This window comes from Pseudomonas knackmussii B13, assembly GCF_000689415.1.
GTDB lineage: Bacteria > Pseudomonadota > Gammaproteobacteria > Pseudomonadales > Pseudomonadaceae > Pseudomonas > Pseudomonas knackmussii.
This window is the reverse complement of record NZ_HG322950.1, coordinates 3,203,191-3,228,434: the sequence shown is the minus strand read 5'-3', so window position 1 is coordinate 3,228,434 and position 25,244 is coordinate 3,203,191. Positions and strand designations below refer to the sequence as shown.

19 protein-coding genes are annotated in these 25,244 nt (G+C 67.9%); 5 read left to right on the top strand and 14 right to left on the bottom strand.

Going from position 1 to position 25,244, the window contains the following annotated elements; genetic code table 11:
* Positions 1-47: 47 nt before the first annotated feature.
* Genes kdpC through kdpF form a run of 4 tightly spaced genes read right to left on the bottom strand, consistent with a single transcriptional unit; the run spans position 48 to position 4,582 of the window.
* A complete protein-coding gene (gene kdpC, locus PKB_RS15065) occupies positions 48-620 on the bottom strand; it encodes a potassium-transporting ATPase subunit KdpC (RefSeq protein ID WP_043252949.1) in 573 nt (190 codons plus the stop codon).
* A gap of 12 nt (positions 621-632) precedes the next feature.
* The gene (gene kdpB, locus PKB_RS15060; protein WP_043252946.1) at positions 633-2,711 is read right to left on the bottom strand and encodes a potassium-transporting ATPase subunit KdpB; all 2,079 of its coding nucleotides are present in this window, start codon (positions 2,709-2,711) and stop codon (positions 633-635) included.
* Between the two features lie 9 nt (positions 2,712-2,720).
* A complete protein-coding gene (gene kdpA, locus PKB_RS15055; protein ID WP_043252943.1) occupies positions 2,721-4,493 on the bottom strand; it encodes a potassium-transporting ATPase subunit KdpA in 1,773 nt (590 codons plus the stop codon).
* On the bottom strand, positions 4,490-4,582 hold the full coding sequence (gene kdpF / locus PKB_RS29615) for a K(+)-transporting ATPase subunit F (RefSeq protein ID WP_043252940.1): 93 nt from the start codon (positions 4,580-4,582) through the stop codon (positions 4,490-4,492). The genes kdpA and kdpF overlap by 4 nt, the downstream gene beginning before the upstream one ends.
* A 447-nt stretch (positions 4,583-5,029) precedes the next feature.
* On the opposite strand from kdpF, the gene PKB_RS15045 reads away from it, so the two are divergent.
* The 5 genes from PKB_RS15045 to PKB_RS15025 all read left to right on the top strand — a co-directional run bounded on the left by PKB_RS15045 (position 5,030) and on the right by PKB_RS15025 (position 8,182).
* Positions 5,030-5,491, top strand: a complete 462-nt coding sequence (locus PKB_RS15045; protein ID WP_043252938.1) for an HvfA family oxazolone/thioamide-modified RiPP metallophore — start codon at positions 5,030-5,032, stop codon at positions 5,489-5,491.
* Positions 5,492-5,550: 59 nt separating this feature from the next.
* Entirely contained in the window at positions 5,551-6,396 is an 846-nt protein-coding gene (locus PKB_RS15040) for an HvfB family MNIO-type RiPP peptide maturase (protein WP_043252935.1), read from the top strand.
* A complete protein-coding gene (locus tag PKB_RS15035; RefSeq protein WP_043252934.1) occupies positions 6,389-7,174 on the top strand; it encodes an HvfC family RiPP maturation protein in 786 nt (261 codons plus the stop codon). Before PKB_RS15040 ends, PKB_RS15035 begins: the two co-directional genes overlap by 8 nt.
* A gap of 13 nt (positions 7,175-7,187) precedes the next feature.
* Entirely contained in the window at positions 7,188-7,610 is a 423-nt protein-coding gene (locus tag PKB_RS15030) for an organic hydroperoxide resistance protein (protein WP_043252933.1), read from the top strand.
* Between the two features lie 227 nt (positions 7,611-7,837).
* Complete coding sequence (locus PKB_RS15025; protein ID WP_043252932.1) at positions 7,838-8,182, top strand: cupin domain-containing protein; 345 nt, start codon at positions 7,838-7,840, stop codon at positions 8,180-8,182.
* Positions 8,183-8,297: 115 nt separating this feature from the next.
* Here PKB_RS15025 and yghU read toward each other — a convergent pair whose 3' ends face one another.
* The 10 genes from yghU to bcsQ form a co-directional block, all read right to left on the bottom strand.
* Positions 8,298-9,134: a glutathione-dependent disulfide-bond oxidoreductase gene (gene yghU / locus PKB_RS15020; RefSeq protein ID WP_043252929.1), complete on the bottom strand. Its 837-nt coding sequence runs from the start codon at positions 9,132-9,134 to the stop codon at positions 8,298-8,300.
* Between the two features lie 196 nt (positions 9,135-9,330).
* On the bottom strand, positions 9,331-10,482 hold the full coding sequence (locus PKB_RS15015) for an alginate O-acetyltransferase AlgX-related protein (protein WP_043252927.1): 1,152 nt from the start codon (positions 10,480-10,482) through the stop codon (positions 9,331-9,333).
* Complete coding sequence (locus tag PKB_RS15010; protein WP_043252925.1) at positions 10,482-11,897, bottom strand: MBOAT family O-acyltransferase; 1,416 nt, start codon at positions 11,895-11,897, stop codon at positions 10,482-10,484. Before PKB_RS15010 ends, PKB_RS15015 begins: the two co-directional genes overlap by 1 nt.
* A gap of 18 nt (positions 11,898-11,915) precedes the next feature.
* Positions 11,916-12,587: an alginate O-acetyltransferase AlgF gene (locus PKB_RS15005; RefSeq protein ID WP_043252923.1), complete on the bottom strand. Its 672-nt coding sequence runs from the start codon at positions 12,585-12,587 to the stop codon at positions 11,916-11,918.
* A complete protein-coding gene (locus PKB_RS15000) occupies positions 12,587-13,273 on the bottom strand; it encodes an SGNH/GDSL hydrolase family protein (RefSeq protein ID WP_043252921.1) in 687 nt (228 codons plus the stop codon). Before PKB_RS15000 ends, PKB_RS15005 begins: the two co-directional genes overlap by 1 nt.
* A gap of 18 nt (positions 13,274-13,291) precedes the next feature.
* Entirely contained in the window at positions 13,292-17,170 is a 3,879-nt protein-coding gene (locus PKB_RS14995; protein ID WP_043252919.1) for a cellulose biosynthesis protein BcsC, read from the bottom strand.
* On the bottom strand, positions 17,152-18,366 hold the full coding sequence (gene bcsZ, locus PKB_RS14990; RefSeq protein ID WP_043252916.1) for a cellulose synthase complex periplasmic endoglucanase BcsZ: 1,215 nt from the start codon (positions 18,364-18,366) through the stop codon (positions 17,152-17,154). Before bcsZ ends, PKB_RS14995 begins: the two co-directional genes overlap by 19 nt.
* Positions 18,366-20,690, bottom strand: coding sequence for a cellulose biosynthesis cyclic di-GMP-binding regulatory protein BcsB (bcsB, locus tag PKB_RS14985; protein ID WP_043252914.1), 2,325 nt, complete (start codon positions 20,688-20,690; stop codon positions 18,366-18,368). The genes bcsZ and bcsB overlap by 1 nt, the downstream gene beginning before the upstream one ends.
* Positions 20,687-22,918, bottom strand: coding sequence for a UDP-forming cellulose synthase catalytic subunit (bcsA, locus tag PKB_RS14980; RefSeq protein WP_052355297.1), 2,232 nt, complete (start codon positions 22,916-22,918; stop codon positions 20,687-20,689). Before bcsA ends, bcsB begins: the two co-directional genes overlap by 4 nt.
* Complete coding sequence (gene bcsQ, locus PKB_RS14975) at positions 22,915-24,015, bottom strand: cellulose biosynthesis protein BcsQ (protein WP_043252911.1); 1,101 nt, start codon at positions 24,013-24,015, stop codon at positions 22,915-22,917. Before bcsQ ends, bcsA begins: the two co-directional genes overlap by 4 nt.
* Between the last annotated feature and the right edge of the window lie 1,229 nt (positions 24,016-25,244).

The window sequence follows — 25,244 nt, the reverse complement described above, 5'->3', positions numbered from 1 at the left end:
GGTAGGACAAGGATAGTCAGTGCGCCGCCGGCCGGTCTGGCGCTGGCTCAGTGCGCGCTGTCCAGCGCCAGGTTGAGCAGCAGGACGTTGACCCGCTGGTCGCCGAGGATGTCGTGCGCCGAGCCCTCTGTGTGCTCGGCGATCAGCGTCCGGACCCGCTCCAGCGGCAGGTCGCGCAGCCGCGCAACACGGGAAGCCTGGTACTCGGCGGCGGCCACGCTGATGTGCGGATCGAGGCCGCTGGCCGAGCGGGTGACCAGGTCCACCGGCACCGGCGCGGTATTGCCGGGGTCGGCGGCACGCAAGGCGGCCGCGCGCGACCTGATCGCGTCCGGCAGCGCGGGGTTGAGCGGCCCCAGGTTGGCGCCGCCGGAAGCGCTGGCGTTGTAGGGCATGGGCATGGTCGCCGAAGGGCGGCTCCAGAAATAGCGGGGATCGCTGAAGGATTGGCCGATCCGTTCCGACCCCACTGCCTTGCCGTCCTTGAACACCAGGCTGCCGGCCGCCTGGTAGGGGAACAGCGCCGTCGCCACGCGGGTGGTGAGCAGGGGGTAGGCGAGCCCGGTGATCAGCGAGAGGACGAAGAACAGCACCAGGGCGGGACGCAGCAGGGCAAGCATGGCGCTACCTCCTCAGGCCAGGCCGGCCAGCGTCAGGGCCAGGTCGATGACCTTGATGCCGATGAACGGCACGATCACTCCGCCCAGGCCATAGATCAGCAGGTTGCGCCGCAGCAGCGAGGCGGCGCCTACCGGGCGGTAGCGCACGCCCTTCAGCGCCAGGGGAATGAGGAACACGATGATCAGCGCGTTGAAGATCACCGCGGAAAGCACCGCCGAGTTCGGGCTGCTCAGGTGCATGACGTTCATCGCATTCAGGTGCGGGTAGGGGGTGACGAACGCCGCCGGAATGATGGCGAAGTACTTGGCCACGTCGTTGGCCACCGAGAAGGTGGTCAGCGAGCCGCGGGTCATCAGCATCTGTTTGCCGGTCTCGACCACCTCGATGAGCTTGGTCGGGTTGCTGTCCAGGTCGACCATGTTGCCGGCCTCCTTGGCCGCCTGGGTACCCGAGTTCATCGCCACCGCCACGTCGGCCTGGGCCAGCGCCGGCGCATCGTTGGTGCCGTCGCCGGTCATGGCGACCAGCCGGCCTTCGCGCTGGTGGCGGCGGATCAGTTCCAGCTTGTCCTCGGGGCGGGCCTCGGCGAGGAAGTCGTCGACCCCCGCTTCGGCGGCGATGGCCGCGGCGGTCAGGCGGTTGTCCCCGGTGACCATCACCGTCTTGATGCCCATGCGCCGCAGCTCGGCGAAGCGCTCGCGGATACCGCCCTTGACGATGTCCTTCAGCTCGATGATGCCCAGCACTTCGGCACCCTCGCAGACCACCAGGGGCGTGCTGCCGCGCCGAGACACGTCTCCCACCATGCCCAGTACCTGGGGCGGGAAGTTGCCGCCCTGGGCTTCGACGTAAGCGCGGATGGCTTCCGCCGCGCCCTTGCGCACCCTGCGCTCGCCGAGGTCGACGCCGCTCATGCGGGTCTGCGCGGAAAAATGCACGAAGCGGGCGCCGAGTGCCTGGATGTCGCGCTGGCGCAGGTTGTACTGCTGCTTGGCCAGGACCACGACGCTGCGGCCTTCCGGCGTCTCGTCGGCGAGAGAGGCCAGTTGCGCGGCGTCGGCCAGGTCCCTCGCGCTGACCCCGGGCGCGGCGAGGAAGGCCGAGGCCTGGCGGTTGCCGAGGGTGATGGTGCCGGTCTTGTCCAGCAGCAGCACGTCGACGTCGCCGGCGGCTTCCACGGCGCGGCCGGAGGTGACGATGACGTTGGCCTGCATCATCCGGCTCATGCCCGCCACGCCCACGGCCGAGAGCAGGCCGGCGATGGTGGTGGGGATCAGGCAGACCAGCAGCGCGATCAGGACGGTGACGGTCACCGGCGAACCGGCGCCGGTGACGGCCACGCCGTAGAGCGAGAAGGGCAGCAGCGTCACGGTCACGCCGAGGAATACGATGCTCAGCGCCACCAGCAGGATCGACAGGGCGATCTCATTGGGCGTTTTCTGTCGCTTGGCGTTTTCCACCATGGCGATCATGCGGTCGACGAAGGTCTCGCCCGGGTTGGTGGTGATGCGGATCACCAGCCAGTCCGAGAGCACCCGGGTGCCGCCGGTCACCCCGGAGAAGTCGCCGCCGGCCTCGCGGATGACCGGAGCCGATTCGCCGGTGATGGCCGATTCGTCCACCGAGGCGACGCCCTCGATGACCTCGCCGTCGGCCGGGATCAGCGCCTGTGCCTGGTCGCCGACCTCGACCAGCACCACGTCGCCCCTGCGCAGGTCGCTGGCGTGCACCAGTTGCCATTCGGAGGCGTAGTTCGGTTCGCTCAGTTTCTTCGCCCAGGTCTCCTTCTTCAGTTCGCGCAGCGAGGCCGCCTGCGCCTTGCTGCGACCCTCGGCCAGGGCTTCGGCGAAATTGGCGAAGAACACGGTGAACCACAGCCACAGCGTGATCGCCAGGATGAAAGCGCTGCTCGTTTCCCCCTCGCCGACCAACGCCTGCAGCCAGAGCGCGGTGGTGAGGAGGGCGCCGATGTAGACCATGAACATCACCGGGTTGTGCCACTGCACGCGCGGGTCGAGCTTGCGCAGGGCGTCGACTAGGGCTGGACGCACCAGGGTGGGGTCGAACAGGGTGAAGGTCTTTCGGCTCATGGTCGCGGCTCACTTGAACAGCAGCAGGTGCTCGATGCCCGGCCCCAGCGCGAGCGCCGGCACGTAGTTGAGCAGGCCGACCAGCAGCACGGTGCCGATCAGCAGCACCACGAACAGCGGGCCGTGGGTCGGCATGGTCCCGGCGGTGGCCGCCAGGCGCTTCTTCGCCGCCAGGCTGCCGGCGATGGCCAGCACCGGCACCAGTACGCCGAAGCGACCGAACCACATGGCGATGCCGAGCAGGCTGTTGTAGAAGGGCGTGTTGGCCGACAGCCCGGCGAAGGCACTGCCGTTGTTGTTGGCCGCCGAGGTGAAGGCGTAGAGGATTTCCGAGAAACCGTGGGGGCCGGGGTTGGCGACGCCCACGCGGCCAGCGTCGGCCATGACCGCGATCGCCGTGCCGCACAGCACCAGGAGGGGCGTGACGAGGATGGCGATGGCCACCATCTTCATCTCGAAGGCTTCGATCTTCTTGCCCAGGTACTCGGGGGTTCGACCGATCATCAGCCCGGCGATGAACACCGCCAGCAGGGCGAACACCAGCATCCCGTAGAGACCGCTGCCGACGCCGCCGAACACCACTTCGCCAAGCTGCATCATCACCAGCGCAACGGCCCCGCCCAGCGGCGTGAAGGAGTCGTGCATGGCAATGACCGCGCCACAGGACGCGGACGTGGTCACGGTGGCGAAGAGGCTGGAAGCGGCGATGCCGAAGCGTGTTTCCTTGCCTTCCATGTTGCCTCCCGCCGGGTCCACGCCCAGTGCCTGGAATTGCGGGTTGCCCAGCAGTTCGTAGTGGTTCGCGGCTATTACCCCGGTCACGAACATCAGCGTCATCGCGATCAGTACCGCCCAGCCCTGGCGCGCGTCGCCGACCATGCGGCCAAAGACGAAGCACAGCGCCGCCGGTATCGCGAAGATCGCCAGCATCTGCGCGAAGTTGCTCAGCGGCGTGGGGTTTTCGTAGGGGTGCGCCGAGTTCGCATTGAAGAAGCCACCGCCGTTGGTGCCCAGCAACTTGATCGCCTCCTGGGAGGCCACCGGCCCCATGGCGATGGTCTGGGTCGGGCTGCTGCGCTCTTCCATCAGCGCGTCGCCCTGGGCGTCTCGCACCGGCTGGCCGTCCGCGTCGAGCTTGGGCAACTGGTAATGGCTGACCTCCAGGGTGGTCACGTCCTGATAGGGAGCGAGGTTCTGGATCGCGCCCTGGCTGACCAGGAACAGGGCCAGCAGGAACGACACCGGCAGCAGCACCCAGAGGGTGACGCGGGTGAGGTCGATCCAGGCATTGCCGATGCTCTGCGCGCTGTGCCGGGCGAAGCCGCGCACCAGGGCAATCGCCACCACTATTCCGGTTGCCGCGGAGAAGAAGTTCTGCACGGCCAGGGCGAGCATCTGGGTCAGGTAGCTCATGGTGGCTTCGCCGCTGTAGCCCTGCCAGTTGGTGTTGGTGACAAAGCTGATCGCGGTGTTGAAGGCCGAGTCCGGGGTGACCGCGCCGAAGTGCTGCGGGTTGAGCGGCAGCATGGCCTGCAGGCGCTGCAGGAGATAAACCGCCACTACGCCGAGCACATTGAAGAGCAGCACCGAGAGGGTGTAGGGCAGCCAGCCCATCTCGTCTTCGGCGCGGGTTCCGGCGATGCGATAGAGCGGGGCCTCGATACGGGTCAGCAGTCGAATCCGTCCGGCCATCACCGCGTCGATGAACCAGCCGAGGGGCCATGACAGCACCAGCAGCGCGATCAGGAAGGCGCCCAGCAGCGTCCCCGCCTGGAGGCTCATAGGAAGTCCTCCGGGAACAGCAGCGCGGCGATCAGGTAGACGAGCAGCAGCGTGGCGACGATGGCGCCGACGAGATGGAACAGGGTCATGGCCGCCTCCGGCTCAGGGCCTGGCAGCCATACGCCAGGCCGAAGATCAGGCCGAAGCAGACGAACGCGAGAATGATGTACGGGACATCCATCACCGGCCCTCCACTGCAGTCCCCAGCGTAGGAGGGGCGGTATCAAGATGCTGCAAAGAATCGAAGGACCGATATCAAGAAGTTGCCAAGGAAGCCTGCGCGCCCGTGCGGAGGACAGGTGGCCGCGACCGCCACCAGGCCATGCACCGATGTATCGCTTTGTATCCACGCTTCTCCCGCCGCGCACTGGCATACAAACGCGCGCTATCGCGATACCTCGGCGATACATCGCACGGGCCCAATAGCCCTACCCGAACGAGACGGGCCCACCCTGGCGAAGGTCGCCAGTCGCCCCCCTCGCAACGGTATTCCTTCTGACCCGCGGTAAAGCCGCTCAAGTATCTGGAGAAGCACCATGTCCCGTACCTCGTTCTCGAGCAAAACCCGCCTTGGCCTCCTCGCTGTCGCCCTGGCTGGCGGCGCACTCGCCTCCAACGCCTTCGCCGTCGAAGCACTGCCGCAGGGCTACCAGCTGGCCGCTGCCGAGAAGACTGGCGAAGGTAAATGTGGCGAAGGCAAATGCGGCGCCAACAAGGCCCAGGCCAAAGCCACCAAGGCCGAGGGCAAATGCGGCGAAGGCAAGTGCGGCGATGCGTCCTTCAACCGCACCGACGCCGACCACGACGGACGCGTTTCGCTGAACGAGCTGCTGAAGGTCGCGCCGAACGGCGCGGAAGAGTTCAAGGCCATCGACGCCAACCACGACGGCTACCTCTCCGAAGGCGAGGTCTACCAGTTCCGCAAGCACCAGTTCGATTCCAACGGCAACCCGTTCCCGGCCGACCTGTACAGCAAGCTGAGCCAGGCCAAGAACTGACCTGCCGATCCTCCCGGCGCCGCGCGCCGGGAGGCAATTTCCCTGCCGGAGATCAGCCCATGACTGCTGCCTCCCTGTTTGGCGCGGGCCTTGGCCTGCGCCGCGCACTGCTCCCGGAACTGCTGGCGGCCGACGCTGGCGCGGTGGACTTCCTCGAATGCGCGCCGGACAACTGGATCGGCGTCGGCGGCGCCTTCGGCAAGCAACTGGCGGCCCTCGCCGAACGCTTCCCGCTGAGCTGCCACGGCCTGTCGCTGTCGCTCGGCGGGCCGGCGCCGCTGGACCTGGAGCTGCTGCGGCGCACCCGCGAGTTCCTCGACCAGCACCGCGTGCCGCTGTTCAGCGAACACCTGAGCTACTGCTCCGACGACGGCCAGCTTTACGACCTGCTGCCGCTGCCGTTCACCGACGAAGCGGTGCACCACGTCGCCGCGCGCATTCGCCAAGCGCAGGACGTGCTCGGCCGGCGCATCGCCGTGGAGAACATTTCCTACTACGCCGCGCCCTACCAGGCGCTGAGCGAAATCGACTTCCTGCGTGCCGTGCTGGAGGAAGCGGATTGCGACCTGCTGCTGGACGTCAACAACCTATACGTCAACGCGATCAACCACGGCTACGACGCCCATGCCTATCTCGCCGAGCTGCCGGCGGAGCGTGTGGTAAGCATGCATGTGGCCGGGCATTACGACGAAGCGCCGGACCTGAAGATCGACACCCACGGCGCCACCGTGAAAGGCGATGTCTGGGCGCTGCTGGAGCAGGCCTACCAGCGCTTCGGCGCGCTGCCGACGCTGCTGGAGCGCGACTTCAACTTCCCGCCGCTGGCCGAGCTGCTGGTGGAGGTCGAGGCGATCCGCGAGCGGCAGAGTGCCGTCATCAGCCTGCCGGAGGTGCGTCGTGCCTGAGTCCCTCAACGAACAACTGCGCACCCTGGCCAGCCACGTGCGCGACCCGCAGCGCCACGCGCCGCCGCCCGGCATCGAGGCGCGCCGCCTGGCGGTGTATCGCCAGCTGTTCCTGGGCAACATCACTTCGCTGCTGAGCGGCGCCTTCCCGGTGCTTAGCGCGAGCCTCGGCGAGAAGCGCTGGCAGAAGCTGGTGGAGGGCTACTACGCCGACCCGCGTTGCCAGACGCCGCTGTTCACCGAAGTGGCCGGGGAGTTCGTCGGCTACCTCGATGAAGTCTCGGCTGACCTGCCGGACTGGGCGGCCGAGCTGGCCCATTACGAGTGGGTAGAGACTGCCTTGCTGCTGGGCGAGGACCGCGAGGCGGACCACGACCCGCAAGGCGATCTGCTCGACGGCGTGCCAGTGCTTTCTGCGACTGCCTGGCCGCTGGCCTACGCCTGGCCGGTAGCGGATATCGCCCCCGACCACCTGCCAGACGCCGCGCCGGAACAACCGACCCTGCTGCTCGCCCGCCGTGGCGACGACCAGCAGGTGCATTTCTCGCGCCTGGCGCCGCTGGCCCATGGGCTGCTGGTGTCCCTGCAGCAGTGGCAGCTGACCGGCCGCGAGCATCTGCAGGCGCTGGCCGAGATCAGTGGTGCCGACCCCGAAATCATCCGCACGCAGGGCCTGGCCCTGCTGCAAGCCCTGCGCGATCAGGGCGTGGTGCTCGGCACCCGCCCCAATTGCGCCAACCTGCGCCGGCTGTCGCCGGTCATTCGCCCCACCCACTGACGGAGCCATCGCCATGACTGCCCAACTGGAAAAAGTCCTCTACACCGCACAGACCCGCACCACCGGCGGCCGCGACGGCCGCGGCCAATCCACCGACGGCAGCCTCGACCTGCCGCTGAGCCCGCCCGGCTCGGGCCGCCCGGGCACCAACCCCGAGCAGCTGTTCGCCATCGGCTGGGCGGCCTGCTTCATCGGCGCCCTGCGCCGCGCCGCGCAGACCCTGGATATCCGCGTGCCGGCCGATGTGGCGGTGGGGGCGGAAGTTTCGCTGGGCAACACCGCCGACGGCGGCTTCGCCCTGGCGGCGCAACTGACCGTGGAGCTGCCGGGCCTGTCCGCCGAGGACAAGCAACGCCTGGTGGATGCGGCGCACCAGCTGTGCCCGTACTCCAAGGCCACGCGCGGCAATATCGACGTGAGTTTCGTGTTGCCGTGAGGGTGATGCGGCGGATAACCCGCTCCGGGTCATTCGCCCTACAAGAGCCGATGCTCACAATCCGCTTCGGCAGGCATTAGTAGGGCGCATAACCGCGAGGCGGTTATGCGCCGAATCTCGGTCACAGTCGTAGGCGAGGCTGACCGTACGGCTCCTTCGCTATCAGCCCGACCGATTCGGGTCTCTACTTCTGGGAGGGCCCATTCCTACCCAGCGAGGCGAGCGCGATGAGCTACGAAGAGGTGGCACCCGAAACCCAAGGCGTCACGGTGCAGTTGCTGACGACGGTCGATCTCGGCCCCGAGATCGAGGGCATGGCCGGGCGGCAGTTGCGTATGCGCCTGGTGACCATCGAGCCCGGCGGGGTGTTCGGGCCGGTGCACAACCACGTCGACCGGCCCGGCACGGTGTACATCCTGCAGGGCACCATCACCGACCATCGCAACGGCATCGCCACCGATTACGGGCCGGGCGTGGGCTGGCCCGAGGACCACAACACCACGCACTGGCTGGAGAATCGCGGCACTGTCCCGGCGGTGGAGATTTCGGTCGATATCGTCCGGCATTCGTGAGAGAGCCGCTCAGGGTTGCCCAGCAGCCGCGCCGTCTTTCGACCTGGTGGGGGAAAAGGCGGCCTGCGTGGAGCGTGCCCTGGCGAGCATCGCTCCGTTTCTCCAGGATGGCGACTCAGCCCTTGAAGTCGTCCGCACTGTGGCGTTCAGGCATGGGCTCCTCGCCCCAGGTGCGGTTGACCTTCACGCCCCGCTGTACCGCTGGACGCGCCGCGATCTCATCCGTCCAGCGGCGGACGTGGGTGTAGGTCTCGACGTCGAGGAACTCCGCGGCGCCATACACCTGGTTGTTCATCAGCGCGCCGTACCAGGGCCAGATGGCCATGTCGGCGATGCTGTATTCGCTGCCGGCGATGAAGCGGTGGTTCGCCAATTGGCGGTCGAGCACATCGAGCTGGCGCTTGACCTCCATGGCATAGCGGTTGATGGGGTACTCGAATTTCTCTGGCGCATAGGCGTAGAAGTGGCCGAAGCCGCCGCCGAGGAAGGGCGCGCTGCCGACCTGCCAGAACAGCCAGTTCAGGGTCTCGGTGCGCCCGGCGATATCGCGGGGGATGAAGTGGCCGAATTTTTCCGCGAGGTACAGCAGGATCGAGCCGGACTCGAAGATGCGCAGCTCGGGCGTGACGCTGGTGTCGAGCAGGGCGGGGATCTTGGAGTTCGGATTGACCTCCACGAAACCGCTGCCGAACTGCTCGCCCTGGCTGATGCTGATGGGCCAGGCGTCGTATTCCGCCTCCACCACACCCAGCTCCAGCAGCTCTTCGAGCAGGAGGGTCACCTTGACGCCGTTGGGCGTGGCCAGCGAATACAGCTGCAGCGCGTGCTTGCCGCGCGGCAGCGGCTGCTCGTGGGTAGCGCCGGCGACGGGACGGTTGATGCTGGCGAAGGCGCCGCCATTTTCCTTGTCCCAGGTCCAGACGCGCGGTGGGGTGTAGGTTTGGTTCGGCATGTCGGTGCTTACCTTGAGGAGAGTGATTGCCGCCAGGTCGGCGGGGCCTAGCCGGTTTTATCAGTCTCAGGGCGGTCGGGGCCAGCATCCCGTGCAGGGCAAGCCGGTCCCGCGGTGCCTCCGTCGCCCGGCGCTGCCATCCGACGCGCATTGCAGGCCGCATGACCGCGAGGCGGTCATGCGCCGATTCCGTGCTTTAGAACTTCGCCTCGATCGGCACGTACGGCGTCTGCAGGTCGCGCTCGGGGATTTCCCAGACGATCAGCTTGGGCGGCGTCTGCTGGAAGGCCGGGCTGCTGAAGTAGGCCTGGGCTGCGCCGGAGAATTCGCCGCCGTCCTTGGCGAAGTTGCCCAGCGGCGCGCCGAGGGCTTTTTCGAGGAAGCCGGCGAAGTTGGAGTTGCGCGAGAACGAGGTGCCGATCAGCGCGGTGTTCGGCAGGTTGCTGTCGCCGAACAGGTCGTCGGCGCTGTCGCCGCTGGCAGCGGTTTCGACGGCGCGCGCCTTGACCGTCGTCGCCGCGACCATCTCCGCCGGCGGCTGCAGGGACAGCGGCAGCCAGTCGATGCCGGCGAGGCGCACCAGGTCACCAGGGCGACGGGCGAGAGGGGCCTGTTCGAGGTCGAAGACCTGCTGCGGCGTCGGCGTGAACGGCAGCGTGGTAATGCCCTTGGCGATCTGCGCGGCGGCGGCCTGGGCGCCGGTTTCGCTCCAGTGCGTGTCGGTGCGCAGGAAGGCCTGGTCGCCCAGCGGTTGCAGGCTGGCGTTCAGGTCCAGCGCCGGCACACCGGCGGCGTGCAGCAGCGTCAGCCAGTGCTCGACGCGTGGCGCGAGGGACGCCGGGCGCACCAGCGGGCAGAGCTGCGACGCGGCGATGCGGCTCTTGTCCGGCACTACCGCTACCAGCAACTGGATGCCCTTTTTCGCGAGGCGCTCGCGCAGCTCGATCACTGCTTGAGCCTTGGCCCTGGCGTTGTCCTCGGCGTGGCGGTTGATGCGCGTCTCGTCGGTGAGGAACAGCCAGCCCGGGCAGCCTTCGCGCACCCGTGGGCCGAGGTCGCCGACCAGCAGCCAGCTGCCGCCGCGCTCGAGGTTGGCGACTTCCTTGGCCAGCGGCGCGTCGGCTAGCTCCTTGGCGAAGTGATGGGTCAGGTCGCCGTGCAGGAGCATGTCCTCGGTCACTTTCACCGGGACGAAGTCGATGGGGCCGCGGACCATCAGCCAGATGCAGGACAGCAGCATGATGGCGAGGAACGGCACGAAGACCGCGCCGGCTGCGGGGCTGACGCGCAACGCCAGCGCCGAGGGCGGCGTGGGCGCGGTGGACGGGGTTTCGGTCGGCTGGTTCATCAGAACTGGAAGTACAGGAAGGGCACGGCTTCACGGCTGGCGATCAAGGAGAACGACAGCATGAAGCCCAGCACGGGCCAGAGGGCCGCCGTCACGAGGACCAGCGGGTTGTCGGCGAAACGGTCTTCCACGCGCCCCTGCAGCAGCGGCGCGACTATGCAGGCCAGGCCCAGCGCGGCGGCCAGCAAATGCACGGGGCGCAGGGTCACCGCCAGGGCGTCGCCGAGGGCGAAGCCGTGCAGGCCGAACTGGCCGGCGTACATGTCCAGCGCGGTGGCGAAGTCCGGCGAGCGGAACAGCGTCCAGGCCAGGCAAACGAACAGCAGGGTGAGGACGTGGCAGAGCCACAGCGGCGGGCTCGGCAGGCGCGAGCGGGTCCAGGCGCGCTCGACGCCCAGGGCGATGCCGTGGGCCGAGCCCCAGAGCAGGTAGTTCCAGCTGTCGCCGCCGTGCCAGAGGCCGCCGATGGCCATGATCAGGAACAGGTTGCGGTAGGTCTTCCAGGGGCCTTTGCGGTTGCCGCCCAGGGAGATGTACAGGTAGTCGCGCAGCCAGCTGGACAGCGACAGGTGCCAGCGCCGCCAGAAGTCCTGGACGCTGTAGGCCAGGTACGGGCGGTTGAAGTTCTCCGGGAAGTGGAAGCCGAGCATCAGGCCCAGGCCGATGGCCATGGCGCTGTAGCCGGCGAAGTCGAAGAACAGTTGCAGCGAGTAGGCCAGGCAGCCGATCCAGGCATCGACGAAGGACGGGTTGTCGAGGTGGAAGGCGACGTCCACCAGCGGCGACAGGGTGTCGGCCACCAGCACCTTCATGCACATGCCGATCATGAAGCGACGGGCGCCGAGGGCGAAGTTCTCGCGGTTGAAGTAGCGCTTCTCGAGTTCGCGGCGCACCCAGTCGTAGCGGATGATCGGCCCGGCGATAGAGTGGCCGAACATCGAGATGTAGGTGGCGTAGTTGACGAAGCTGCGCTCCACCGGGACCACGTGGCGATGCACGTCGACCAGGTAGGAGATCGCCTGCAGGACGATGAACGACAGGCCTGCCGGCAGCGCCACCTTCTGCCACTCCATCGGCAGGTAACCGTAGTGGGTGATCAGCTGGTTGTAGGTGGCGGCGAGGATGTTGGCGTACTTGTACCAGCACAGCACAACCGTGTTCACGACGATCAGCCCGGCCAGCAGCCGCACCCGAGCAAGGCCGCCCTCGCGGGCGCGATCCACCAGTAATCCGCCGACCCAGGCCAGCACCGTGAGGGCCATGTGCAGGAACAGGAACAGCGGGCTCAGCCAGCCATAGAACAGCCAGCTGCCGAGCAGCAGCACGACGTTGCGCTGGCCCTCCGGGGCCAGCGCGTAGACGAGCAGGAACAGCGGCAGGAACAGCGTGAGGAACTCGAGGGAAGCGAAGACCATGGGCGCGCGTGGGTCCGGTCAGTGGGCGACGGTGTCGGTGACGCTCAGCAGTTGCGGGCCGGCGGCGCCGGGCACGAGCAGCAGGCTGTAGCGCTTGCCGGCTTCCAGGGCACCGAGTTCGACCGGGTTGCCGACCGCCTTGCCGGCGCATTCCAGCTGCACGCCCAGGCTCGCGCGCGGGTTGATCTCCTGGCGCCGCGGGTTGCCTTCCGGGGCCTTCTGGAACAGGTCCAGGTCGCGGCCGGCCAGCTTGACCTTGGCGTTGGCGCACGCCGGGTCGGCGTTGAACAGCGCGAGCGAGGCCTTCAACTGGTTGGGGATGTCGAAGGGCTCGTCCACCACGACCTGGCGAATGCCTTGGGCGTCGTTCAGGGCGAACACGGTGGCGAAGTCGCCGGGGGCGACCTGCACGTCGAGCTGCGCGCTCTTGCCGTCACGGCTCAGGGTGCCCTTGACCGCCTTGCCGCCGGGCACCGGGATGAAGTCCGAGGCGACCTTCGCGGCCTCCAGCTTCAGGCTCGCCTGGCCGCCCTCGGGGGTCAGCTGCAGGGGGCTTGTGGAGACGTTGACGAAGCGCAGGTAGGCCGAATCCTGCGCGGGGCCGGTGGGGTAGAGGGCGATCTGCTCGGCGAGCGCCCCGGCGCTGAGCGCCAGGGCCGCCAGGCCGCCCGCGAGGCGGAGGGCGCGCATCACTTCTTGTCTCCCTTGACCGCGCTGGCCGGCAGTTGGCCGAGGGCGTTGCCGATGGCGCCGGCCCAGGACTTGTAGCCGGCGATGGTGAAGTGCTGGCCGTCGGAGGTGACCCACTGGCCGGGCTTGGAGAACTTGGTGGAGTCGATGTAGGTGCAGGGCGCGACCATGTTCGCCAGGGTGCTGGCCACCAGCTGGGTGCGGACCTGGTTCTTGCCGTAGGAGTTCTCGTTGATGTTGCTGCCGTTGGCCTTGCCCCAGGCCGGGCCGACCCACACGCACTTGGCGCCGGTCTCGGCGATCTGGTGGGTCAGCGCGGTGACGCTCTGGTAGGCCCAGACCTTCGGGAACGGGGTGGTTTTGTACGAGGCCAGGGTGTCGCCGATGATCAGCACCACCAGGTCCGGCTTGTCCTTGGCGATCACGTTCTTGATCGGTTCGGTGCCCATGGTGCCGCGGCTCATGACCTTGATCTGGCCGCCCGGGTCGCGGGTGGCGCCGCAGTCGAGCTTCGGCTTGGGCGTCACCCAGTCGGCAGCGTTGGCGCCGCAGGCGCCGATGGCGTGGACTTGCGCACCTTGCTTGCTGAGCTCGTCGTACAGCGGGTTCATCAGCGAGTCGGGGAAGCTCATGTGGCTTTCGCCGATGACGAGGAGGGTGAGACCTGCCAGTACAGAAGCAGCCATGCTGGATTCCTTTTGTGATCAGTTCGGATTCGAGTAGGGAGAGGCGTAAGGGCTGACCGGCAGGCTCATCGGGCCGGTCATGTCCTCGAACATGTAACGCAGGTAGAGGCTACCGGCGTATTGCTTGTAGTCGCTGGCGTTGTCCACGCCGAAGCTGCCGCCGAGGAAGGTCCGCGAACCCAGGCGGTACTCGCCGGCGGCGTTGAAGCTGTAGCCGATGCCGGTCTTGTTCTCGCCGGAGTAGCTGTTCAGCCCCACGGCAGAAGCCTGCGGTTGCCATTGGCTGTGGCCGGGGAAGATCTCGGCGCCGTCCTGGTCGATGTACTGCACGCCCACCGAGCCGCTGAGGCGGTAGGTGAAGCGGTCGGTACGCTGCGCCCAGTTCACCGGCACGCCCAGGGAGAAGAACTTCTGCGGGCTGAAGTAGCCGCCGTGGCCGTAGGTGTAGAAGCTTTGGTTGTCCGAGTAGTGCAGGGCGCTGCCGCTCAGGCCGAGGGTGAGGGTGCTGTCCTCGGTGTTGCGCAGGTACCAGTAGATGCCGCTGCCCAGCTCGAAGCGGTTGTTGTCGTCGACGTTGTGACCGATCAGGCGGTGCGCCGCGGCGTAGCCGTAGACGCCGGTCTGCTGGTCGTCGTGGCTCAGCTCGCCGCGCACGCCGTTGGCGGTGACGCCGCCCCATTCGACACCGGTACGCGAATCGCGCGAGCCGGCGAATGAGGTCAGGCTGTCGGTGACCGGGCGCCGCGACACGCCGATGGCGTAGCGCGATTCGGGGTCGGAGTCGAACGGCCGCTCCAGGCTGATGCCGCCGACGAAGGTGCTGTAGGTGAAGCCGATGGGGCTGACCCCGGCGTCGGCCTTCAGGCCCTGGTCCTTGTCGCGGTAGGCGAGGGCGAAGCCGACGCCGTTGTCCTTCTGCCGGCCGACGCTGTCCAGGCCGCTGGTGCCGAACTGCGCCAGGGAGTAGTCCTTGGGCGTGCCGGATTCCAGCCACACCGGAGTGACGCGCAGGGCCAGGCTTTCGCTGTCCTCGCCAATCGGCAGGCCCAGTTCGAAGGGCGTCTCGATATCGGTGAGCTTGCCCAGGCCCTTCTCGTTGTTGTTGTTCCGGACGGTCAGGCCCTGGTTGACGTAGCCGGCGCGTTCCTGGGCGATCTCGTCGAGGGTCTTGCGTGCCGGGCTCGGCTGGTCGCCGCTGCTCGCGTCGGTGGCATAGAGATCGTTCTTCGCCAGGAGCAGCGGGGCGGCTTCGCTGCTGTCGGCAGCGCCGGGCACGCTGCGCTCGCGTTCGCTGGGCGAGCTGGACACCGGCGGCGGCACCAGGTCGGCGCTGGCCAGGAGGGTGGCCTGCTTGCGCTGGCCGGGCAGGCCGACGAAGGGGTTGTCCGAGCGTGGCGGCGGGTCGATGGCCGGGGCGCCGAGGTTGCTCGCCAGGGTTTCGCGCTTCTCGATTTCCAGCGCCTTGTTCAGCAGCTTGCGCGCTTCGCCGGTCTTGCCCATGCCGCGGTAGATGCGTGCGGAGTGGGTGAGGGTCTGCGGGATGTCGGGCTCCAGGGCCAGGGCTTTCTTCACCGATGCGTCGGCCTGGGCGTAGTCGCGGCCCTGCATGGCAATGTCGGCCAGGCCCAGGTGCAGACTGGCGTTGTTCGGGTCGCCGGCGAGCAGCGGCTGATACAGCTGGCGGGCCTTGGCGTTGTCGCCGCTGGTGGAGTACATGCGCGCCAGCGAACTCACCGCCTGGGCATCGTGCGGACGCTGGGCGAGGGCCGGGGAGAGCATGTCGTAGGCCGCCACCAGGTCGTTCTTCTCACGCAGGCGGTCGGCCTGCTTGACCCGGTAGAGGTAGAGCAGGTCGGCGTACTGCTTGCGGGTGTCCTCGTCGAGGTCCTGGCCCTTGAGCTCGCGCAGGATGTCGCCGGCTTCGGCGTCGTGGTCGGCCTTGAGCAGCACGCCTGCGTTGAGCAGCTGGAGCTTGGCGCTGGGCGGCGTGTCGCGCTGCAGCCGCTCGCGCATCAGCTGGATGCCCTTGTCCGGGTTGCCGGCCTCGGCATAGGCGGAGGCGAGCACGGCGACGCGCTCGGGCTTGTCGCCGGCCAGGGGCGCGGCGCGATCGAGCTGGGTCCAGGCGTCCTGGCGTTGGCCACGGCGGGCCATTTCCACTGCTTGCTCGGTCTGCACGTGCAGGCGCACGTCGCGTTCGAGCTGGTTCATATCCGCATTGCGCTTGGTCGGCGGAATCTTCGCCAGGCTGCGCTGGGCTTTCAGCCACTCGCTCAGCTCGGCGGAGAGCAGGGCGCTGCTGTACAGGGCGTCGGGGTCTTCGGGGCGCTTGCGTACCTGTTCGTCGACCAGGTCGCGGGCGGCCTGGGCCTGGCCCGAGCGGAGGTAGACGCGGGCCAGGGCGAAGCGCGTCCAGGCGTCTTGCGGATCGTCGGCGAGGGCTTCCTTGTAAGCCTTCTGCGCGGCCGGCAGGTCGCCGCGGCGCTCGGCCAGCTTGGCTACCTGGGCGGCGCGAAGGGCACGCACGTGCACGCTCGCCGGCAGGCGTTCGCGCTGGGCCGGGGTCAGGCCGTCGATCATGCGCAGGGCCTCGTCGGCCTTGCCGTTCTTCGACAGCACGTTGACCAGGCCGCTGATGGCGTCCGGGTAGTCGGGGGTGCTGGCGAGCACCTGGCGATAGCCGGCCTCGGCTTCGTCCAGATGGTCGGTGCGTGCGTCCAGCCCGGCGCGGGCGGTGGGACCGGCGGGGTTGCGCGGGTTCTTGGCGATGGCCTTGTCGATGGCCGCGCGGGCTTCGTCGAATCTGCCGGCGCGCTGGGCGGTGTCGGCGTCGGCCAGCAGGCTCCAGTAGCGCACTTCTTCCAGGGCCGATTGCCACTGGCTGCCGCCGGGAAGGGCGACGGCGCGTTGCAGGTAGTCGCGGGCTTCGTCCAGGCGCTTCTGCTGCTGGCGCACGATGCCCATGCCGCCGAGGGCGTCGAAGTCGCGCGGCTGGTCTTTCAGGCGCGCCTGGAACTCGCTTTCGGCGGTGACGAGGTCATTCGCGTCCAGCGCCTTGAGGCCGCGCGCAACGTGCGGGTCGCGGCTCCAGCCCGGGCCTTTCTCGCCCTGGGCGATGCCCTTGTTCATCAGCGCGCGGATTTCCGCGTCGTCCGGGTGCGCCTGCAGGTATTGCTGGAACAGCGAGACCTGGTCGCGCGACGGCGGGCCGAGCCACTGCAGGGCGAAGCGCCAGGTTTCGTCGGCGTTGCCGCCGATGTCCGGGTTGTGCGACAGCCGCGCCAGGGCGCGGATGCCTTCGGTACGGTTCTCCGGATGCCGCGCCAGGTGCAGGGCGAGGAACAGGTCGAGGACGGCGTCGTCCGGGCGTTCCTTGCGCAGCCGTTCCAGGCCCGCGCGCGACTCGGCCCAGCCGCTGTCGGTGAAGCCAAGGGTGTTGTAGTACTCGCGGGCGATCAGGCCCTGCGGCTGGCGGCCTTCGAACAGCTGGCGGTAGACGGCGACGGCTTCGTCGCGCTTGCCGGCGTCGCTCAGTTCGCGCGCCTGTTCGAGCTGCTGCTGCTTTTCCGGCGGGCTCAGGGCGATGTCCTGTTCCAGCTGCAACGCCTGGCGTGGCAGCGGCTTGAGCGCCTGCAGGCGGTCGAGGTAGCCGCGCGCCTCGGGCAGCTGCTTGCGCTGCAGGGCGATCAGGCCCAGGCCATAGAGGCCGTCGGGCTGCTCGGGGGCGATGTTGAGCAGCTTCTGCCAGGCCTCGGCGGCCCGCTCGGGGTGCTCCTTGGCCTGCCAGTAGTAGCCCTGCTGGATCAGCAGCGCCTGCGGGTCGTTGTCGCCGGCGGCGTGGGCGCCGTTGGCGACCAGTGCGGCCAGTACGGCGAGGGCTAGGGCTTGCCGGCGCATGCGGCCTCCCAGGACGGCTCGAGGGTGCCGTCGGCGGTGAACTGGTAGCGTTCCTCGGTCCAGCCGAGGGAGAACAGGCTGAGCATCACGTGGTAGTACTGCGGCATCTGGTAGGCAGGGTTCTTGGGATCGGCGTAGTTGCGCAGCGCCTGGTCGACGATGGCTTGCTGCTTGTCGGCCGCGGCGTCGAGGCCTTGGGCGCGCAGCAACGGCACCACGGCGGCGGAGAAGCCGTAGAAGCCGTTGCCGTCGAAGGTGCGGGTCAGCACGTGGACCTTCTCCGGTGGCACGCCATTGGCGGCGGTGGCCTTGGCCATGCCGTCGAGGTGTTCGAGCAGGGTTTTGCGCAGTGGGTCTGCAGCAGGCATGACGCCAGCCCAGAGGTAGGTGCGGATGGCGTCGTAGCTGCCGATGTCGCTGCTGAACGGGTCGCTGCCGAAGCGCCCGCTGTGTGCGCCGGTGCCGCGATAGCCGATCCAGTCGGGGACGAAGCCGAAGGGGTTCATGTCCTTGTCGGCGATCATCTTCGCCGTGCTCTGCGCGACTTCGTTCCAGTGGCCTTCGGGGCGCACGGCGGCGAAGCGGCGCAGCAGCGGGATCGGCAGGTAGCTGGCGTTGAAGCGCCACAGCTGGTCGGGATGCTCGTAGCCCACCGGGCCGGGCAGCAGCATGCGGCCGAGGCCAGGGACGTCCTTGATCAGGGTGCGCTCGACGTTGCCCAGCAGCTGCTGCGCCTCGGCCCGGTAGGCCGGCTTCTGCCAGAGGCGGTCGGCCTCCAGCAGGGCGTAGGCGAACCACAGGTCGGCGTCGCTGGCGTCGTTGCGGTCGAGCAGCTCCCAGGTATTTTTCGCGGTCTTGCCCCATAGCCAGCCGGGCAGGTTGTGGGCGAGATCGGAGCCGGCCATGTTGGCCTTGGTCCATTGCCAGAGGCGCTCGAAGGTCTGCGGATCGTTCGCCACCAGGGCGAAGAACATGCCGTAGGACTGGCCCTCGGAGCTGCTCTGGTTCGGGTCCATGCTCGACCCGAGCATGCGCCCGTCGGCCTGCACGAAACGCTGCGCGTAGTCCTGCCACAGCGGCCAGGTGCGGGTATCGCAGCTTGCGGCCTGGGCGCCCAGCGGCAGCAGGGCGGCGAGCGCGGCGAAGCGCAGCAGGCGTCGTGGCAGGAGACGAAGGCGCATGGCGGCGGTCCTCATCAGGCGAGTCGCTTCTGCGCGCGGGCGCGCAGGCCGAGGTAGACCAGGCTGCTGACCAGACCGAGGCCGAGCAGGGTGACCAGCAGCATCAGCAGCGGGTTCTGCGAGAGCACCCACTGGATGCGCTTGAACAGGCCGAGGCTGCCCACGTAGTACTGCTCGTCGGCCACCAGCGAGGTGATCTGCTTGCCGTTGATGACCGCGAGGCTGCCCTGGATGCTGTCCTGGTAGTGGTCGCCACCGATCAGCGCGGCACTGGCATCGGCCAGCGACTCGGGCTTGGCGGCGGCGATCAGCACCACGCTGCGGCCGGACTTGAGCGGCGACTCGAAGCCGGTCAGGTAGGTGCTGCTGTCGGCGCCGGTGTAGCTCACCTGCACCTGCGGCTTGTGCTGGTCGGCTTCGGCCGAGGGCGCGATCCAGTCACGCGCGCGCAGCGCCAGGTCGGATAGCGAGAAGCGCTGTTTGTCGCCCTGGTTGATCGCCGGCAGGCGGTCGAGCCATTGCTTGAGCAGCGGCTGGTTGTCGCCGGAGGAGAACACCAGCAGGTCCTTGTCGGCGACGCCCTGTACGTCCTTGGCCGCGACCACGCTCACGGCGGTGGCCGGGTAGCCGGTGGCCTGGCCGAAGCGGCCGAGCACGGTCAGGTAGGCGCCCCATTCGGCCGGGCCGCTGCCGTCGGGCAGGACCACGGCGCTTTCCGAGAGGTCGGCCATGCGCGTGAAGGGGAAGCCGCTGTCGTTGAACACGCCCAGGTTGGGCAGGGCGATGAAGTGCTTGTAGCCGCTCAGGTCGAGGCTGGAGTCCGGGTCGATCAGGCCGCGCATGTTGTCGATGATGATGTCGCGGCAGTCGCCCTGCTTGACGTAGTCGAACATGAAGCGCAGTTGCAGCTGCGAACGCGGCGTGGCGTTGGCCAGCGGCACCAGCGCGCTGGCTTCGCGCGGCAGGCTGGCGTCCTTCTTCAGCAGTTCCAGCAGGTCGGCGCCGCCGCCCAGGCTGGTGACCGAGGGCAGCGGCATGGACTTGACGAAGCTGTCGTTGAAGCTGACCAGCAGCGACGAATTGCTCGACACCTGCTGCGGCGTGTAGCGGTATTTCAGGTCCAGCGGCGCGCCGTTCTCGTGCCAGTTGAACAGGTCCGGCGGCAGCTGCATGGGCACGCTGATGTTGCCCGGGTTGTAGCCGGAGATGCTCAGGCGCGCGGGGTCGATCAGCTCGCCGAGCTTGACCGGGCGGTTGGTCGGCAGCCAGTTCGGCGCGTCGTAGGGTTGGCGCGGCGCCAGGGCTTCGAGGTGGTCGATGACCACGCTGGGGCCGACCAGGGTCTTGCTGCCCAGGGCCACGGCGTTGGCGGCGAGCTTGAGCTCGGCGTCGTCGCGGCCACTGATCACCAGCAGCTTGCCGAACGGGTCGCGCGGGTTGCTTTGCAGGCTGACGGTCGGGCCCTTGGCCGCCGGCACTTGCAGATCGCCCAGTTGCACTGGCTCCTTGGCCAGGACCAGGACCACGGCGTTGCCGTGCTCCGGCAACTGGCCGACGTTGGCGCTGAAGTTCGCGCCACGGTAGGACGCGAGCGCGCCCAGCCACGAGGAGATGGCGCCTGCGGCTTCCAGGCTGCCGGTGTCGGGCGTGGCGCCGAACACCAGCGGCAGGTCGAGTTGGCGCGAGTCGCGGCGGTCGAAGAAGGGCAGCGGGAGGATCGACAGGTCGTTCTTCAGTTCGATCTGCTTGACCTGCAGGTGCAGCTCGCTGCTGGTGTTGATCTTCGCCCACAGGCTGCTGTGCAGCGGGTCTTCGCAACCCATGTTGTAGTGGCCGATGAACTGCAGGCGCAGGCGGTTGAACTCGGTGATCAGTTGCGGCGGGATGTTCACCACGGTGCGCTGCGGCGTACCGGCGTTCTCCTTGGGCAGCGCCAGGCTCGCGGCCACTTCCTCGTTGACCAGCACGTTGATCTGCGACAGGTCCGGCAGCAGCGCCGGCGAGTAGCTGTAGTCGAGCACCAGCTGCGCGCCGGTCACCACCTGGTCGGCGCGCACGCCAAAGGTGACCACGTCGGAGGACTCGGTGCCCTGCAGGTTGAGGGTGTCGCGGCGGCCGAGCTGCTTGAGCGTCAGCGCGTATTCCAGGCCGCCGGGCGCCGCTTCAGGCGCGGCCGCCGGTGCTTCGACTGCAGCCGGCTGAGCGGCCGCGGCAGGGGTGGCGGTATCGGCCCAGGCCGCCAGGGGTGGGGTGCCCAGGCACAGCAGCGCCGAGCCGAGGGCCAGGGCGCCGCGCAGGGTGCGGCGCGAATCGAGTCGTGCGAAGGCGGTCGGGATCATGAGGGGTCCGGGAGCGTTTCGAGCGGTTTCGAGGAAGTGTTCTTGGCGCGCTTGGCGCGTTCGCGGCTGAGACTGAGGGTGGCTTGCAGCAGCGACAGCAGGCCGCCCCAACCGATGCTGCTGACTTCGCGCAGGGCGGCCAGCGGGGTGTCGTGCTTGCCGTTGCCCCAGGTCTCGGCCCAGGTGTCGGCGCGGGCGAAGGTCAGGCGCACCAGCTCGCTCTGCTGGCGCAGGGTCAGGGGGGCGAATTGCGCGCCGATCAGGTTGCCCTTGCTGAACACCACGGTGGCGTCGAAGTCGCAGCTCTTGTTGTTGCGGAACAACGAGACGCGGATGGCTTCGCCGTAGTCCAGGTGGGTGTCTTCGGGCAGGCGCAGGCCCAGGCCGCTCTGGGAGAAGTCCTGGGTCTGGCAGAACATCTGGCGGCCGTCGGCGAGGGTGACGCGGATCGGCAGGGTGGCGCGCACCCGCGGTTCGGCGCGCACCTGGCGGGTCTCGCTCGCCACGGCGACGGCGGCACTGGTGATGACCAGGTTGTAGAGGGTCCAGGCCAGGTTGATCAGCACCGTGGTGCGCGTCGCCGGGTCGCCCCAGACCAGCTGCTGGATGCCGCAGGCCAGGCCGGCCAGGTTCACCAGCAGGAGGATGATGTAGGGCCGGGCGAGCTTCCAGTCGAAGAACTCGCGGTCGATGATGCCGCCCTTGTCGGTCACGTTGAAGCCGCCGAACTTCGGGTTGACCAGGGCCATCAGCACCGGCGGCATGATGTACCAGGCCAGCACCGTCTCGTAGACCTCGTTCCAGAACGAATGGCGGAAGCGCCCCTGGATGCGCGAGTTGGTTAGGTTGGCGTGGAACAGGTGGGGCAGCGCGTAGGCGCTGATCATCAGCGCCGAGGCGTGGAAGATCTCCGCGCCGAACACCAGGTAGGCCAGCGGCGCGGTGAGGAACACCAGGCGCGGCAGGCCGTAGAAGAAGTGCAGCATGGCGTTGGCGTAGCAGATGCGCTGGCCGATGTTCAGGCCCTTGCCCAGCAGCGGGTTGTCGGTGCGGAAGATCTGCGCCATGCCCCGTGCCCAGCGGATGCGCTGGGCGATGTGGCGCGACAGGCTCTCGGTGGCCAGGCCCGCGGCTTGCGGGATTGCCAGGTACGCGGTGTTGTAGCCGGCGCGGTTGAGCTTGAGCGCGGTGTGGGCGTCCTCGGTGACGGTTTCCACCGCCACGCCGCCGACTTCCTCCAGGGTGCTGCGACGCAGGATGGCGCAGGAGCCGCAGAAGAAGGTGGCGTTCCACAGGTCGTTGCCGTCCTGCACCAGGCCGTAGAACAGCTCGCCCTCGTTGGGCACGGCGCGGAAGGTGTCGAGGTTCTTCTCGAACGGGTCGGGCGAGAAGAAGAAGTGCGGCGTCTGCAGCATCGCCAGCTTCGGGTCGCGAAGGAACCAGCCGATGCCGATCTGCAGGAAGGAGCGGGTGGGCACGTGGTCGCAGTCGAAGATGGCGACGTACTCGCCGTCGGTGACCTTGAGGGCGGCGTTGAGGTTGCCGGCCTTGGCGTGCTTGTTGTCGCCGCGGGTCAGGTAGTTGACCCCGATGCGCCGGCAGAAGTCGCGGAACTCCTCGCGGCGGCCATCGTCGAGCACGTGGACGCGCAGCTTGTCCTTTGGCCAGTCGATGGCCTGGGCGGCGAAGATGCTCAGTTTGACGATGCTCAGCGCCTCGTTGTAGGTCGGGATGAACACGTCCACGGTCGGCCACTCGGCGGGGTCGCCCTGCATCAGCTGCGGGCGCCGGCGCAGCGGCCAGGCGGTCTGCACGTAGCCGAAGACCAGCACCACCAGCGCATAGAACTCCGCCGCCACCAGGCCGTAGCCGAAGAAGGCCGAGAGCCAGGTGTCGAAGCCCAGGGTCGCGGTCAGGCGCCAGTACATGTAGCGCAGTGAGGCGACCAGCGAGAGGACGATCAGCGCCAGGATCGGCAGGCGTCCCGGCAGGCGGCGGATCAGCAGCGCCGAGCCGAAGCAGAGCACGGCGAAGAAGCTCTGGCTGGCGAGGTCCAGCGGCGCGCTGATAGCGCAGAAGAGCAGCGCCGCAGCGAGCAGAGAGCCACCGCCGATCAGGCCCAGGCGCATCCAGCGCGGGCAGTCCTTGAGGCGTTCGGACCAGGCGTCGAGGCGCGCGTCGGCGCGTCCTGCGTCCGGTGCCCGGGGCAGCTGAACGGCGCTGTTCATGAGAGCGTCGACTCCTGGCGTGCGGTCTGGCGCAACGCTTCGCTGAGGTTCGCCGCAGCCCCGAGCAGGTCACGGCAACCCGGGGTGACGGGCTCGCGGGCGAAGGGGTTGCGCGCGTAGGCCAGCGACTCGCCCAGGTAGTGGTCCAGCTGCACCATGCCGAGCAGGCGCTCGCCGAGATGGCCTTGCAGGACCTCGGCCATGTCCAGGCTGAAGGCCCGGCTGTTGTCGAGCTGGTTGATCAGGTAGTGGCAGGGCGCGGCGTCTTCGCGCTGGTGGTTGGGCGCCAGCAGGCGCTCCAGGTGATTCAGCGCGTGGTAGCTGGCGGCGTCGGCGAGCGTCACCACCAGCACCAGGTCGGCCACGGCCAGGGCCTGGTCGAGGTAGGCGGAGGCACCGGCGGGGGTGTCGATGATCACCCGGTCGTTCGCATCCAGGCCGAGTTGCGCCAGGTGCCGGGCCAGCCACTGCGGGTCGTCGCGCAGGCGCTGTTCCAGCGCGCGCTGCTGCTCGAGGCTCGCGGAGCCGTAGGGCAGGTACTGGCTGTGGGCGAAGCCGCGTTGCACCAGGGTGTCCCAGCTCAGTCCTTCGCTGTTGCCCTGAATCAGACCGGGTTGCTCGGCATCGCCGCCCAGGTGCAGGCAGAGGGCGTTCTGCGGGTCGAGGTCGAGAGCGAGAGTGCGGCCCTTTTCGTTCTGCAGGGCGCAGGCGAGGGCGGCGACCAGGGTGCTGCGACCGACGCCGCCCTTGCCGGAAACCAGTGTGATGACGCGTGGGCTGCCCTTGCCGTGTTGCTGTGGAGCGAACTCTGGGGACTGCAGGCTTTCGCGGCGGCGGGTGGCCTCGGCCAGCAAGTCGCTCAGGGTGCGCGGGCGTGAGGCGAGGGGCGCACCGGGGGCGGGCGCAGGTGCGTTGGTGTCGGCGGTCGCCGGCTGCGCGGCGACTGCGGGGGCAGCCACGGCAAGCGCCGCGGAAACGCACGCGGCGGCCAGGGGTGGCTCCTCGACGTAGTCGAGCTCGGGTTCGATTTCCCGGTAGCTTTCCGCGCTCTCGCCGAGCTTGCGGAAGAGGTTCGATATATCGTCCGAACGGTACATGTGCTTATCCATCGTGGAATGGCCATGATCCGGCTGACCGATCCAGCCGTGCTGTCGAGTCGCTTAGCGTCTTGTCGAACGGTTCACCCGGCGCATCGCACACCGCAGGCAAGACGCGTCGAACCTGGGCGCAACTGTCCCGGGGACGCCTGCAGGCGTGTCTGGTCGTGTGATCGTTCAGGCAGTGCTAGGAGTGGTCGAGCAAGTCGCGGAAGATCTTGTTGTCCCCTGAAATCTGGCCGTGCTGAATCCGCAGTGATGCGCCTGCTTCCGGTCGGATCGGCAGGTGCCCGCTACTGGTTGTTGTTCTTATTGCGAATGGGCGGCGCGGTCTTTTTTCTGGCAGGTATCGAAGGTGAGTCGTGGAGCCTGGCCTGGTCCGCTCTGCGGCGGTTACATGGCTTGTGCTTCGTGCCTGAAGGGCGACTTGTCGGTGTGGTGCCGCTGGGTGATCTTCCGACTGAATTTCGTCAATATCCTGACGCTTCGTCGGCCATTAGCACTCCAGTTGCGGGCCCGGGTGTCGTCCATCGAAATCGCGCTGATCCCCCCTGTTAGCGTCCTTCCGTTGTGTTTTGCCGGTGTCACCCCATCCATGGTTCAGGTGATGACCAGATAAACGCCTGCGATGTTATTTTTGACGCCAACAAGTTTAAAGGACATTTTTTTGACGAAGCCGTTTCGGCGCCGTTGATCTTTCGGTCAGGAAAAAATTTCGAAAGGGCGCAACCGCTGATGGCACGTGGCCTGCAGTCATGTATCGGATTTGTACGAACCGGCCCAAAGGCCTGTGAAACAGTTCCTGGTTTGTAGGAAATTTCCGACGAACGGTATGGTCGGTGTCCTGCGGACGGCTGGCAGCAAGGGGCGCTCCAGTCCGCCGATCTCCTCTTCGGAGCGGGCCTGTGCCTGTAGGCGCGAGCCGTTCGGCGTCATCCTGTAGGAGCGGATTCATCCGCGAAAATCCTCGCTCCAATTCCCCCGTAGGGCGCATAACCGCGTTCGCGGTTATGCGCCGCTGCCCGGCACGTAAACGGCGGATAACCCCTTCGGGGTTATTCGCCCTACGAAAAGCGCATAGGCGCTTCAAGAACTTTCCGAACACGCAAAAGCGGCACAGAAACACGAAGTCATTGGGTCCCCGTGTTCGAGGGGAAGACGGGCATGAGTGCGGTGTGTAGGAGCGGACCTTGTCCGCGAAAAGAATCGCGGATGAATCCGCTCCTACA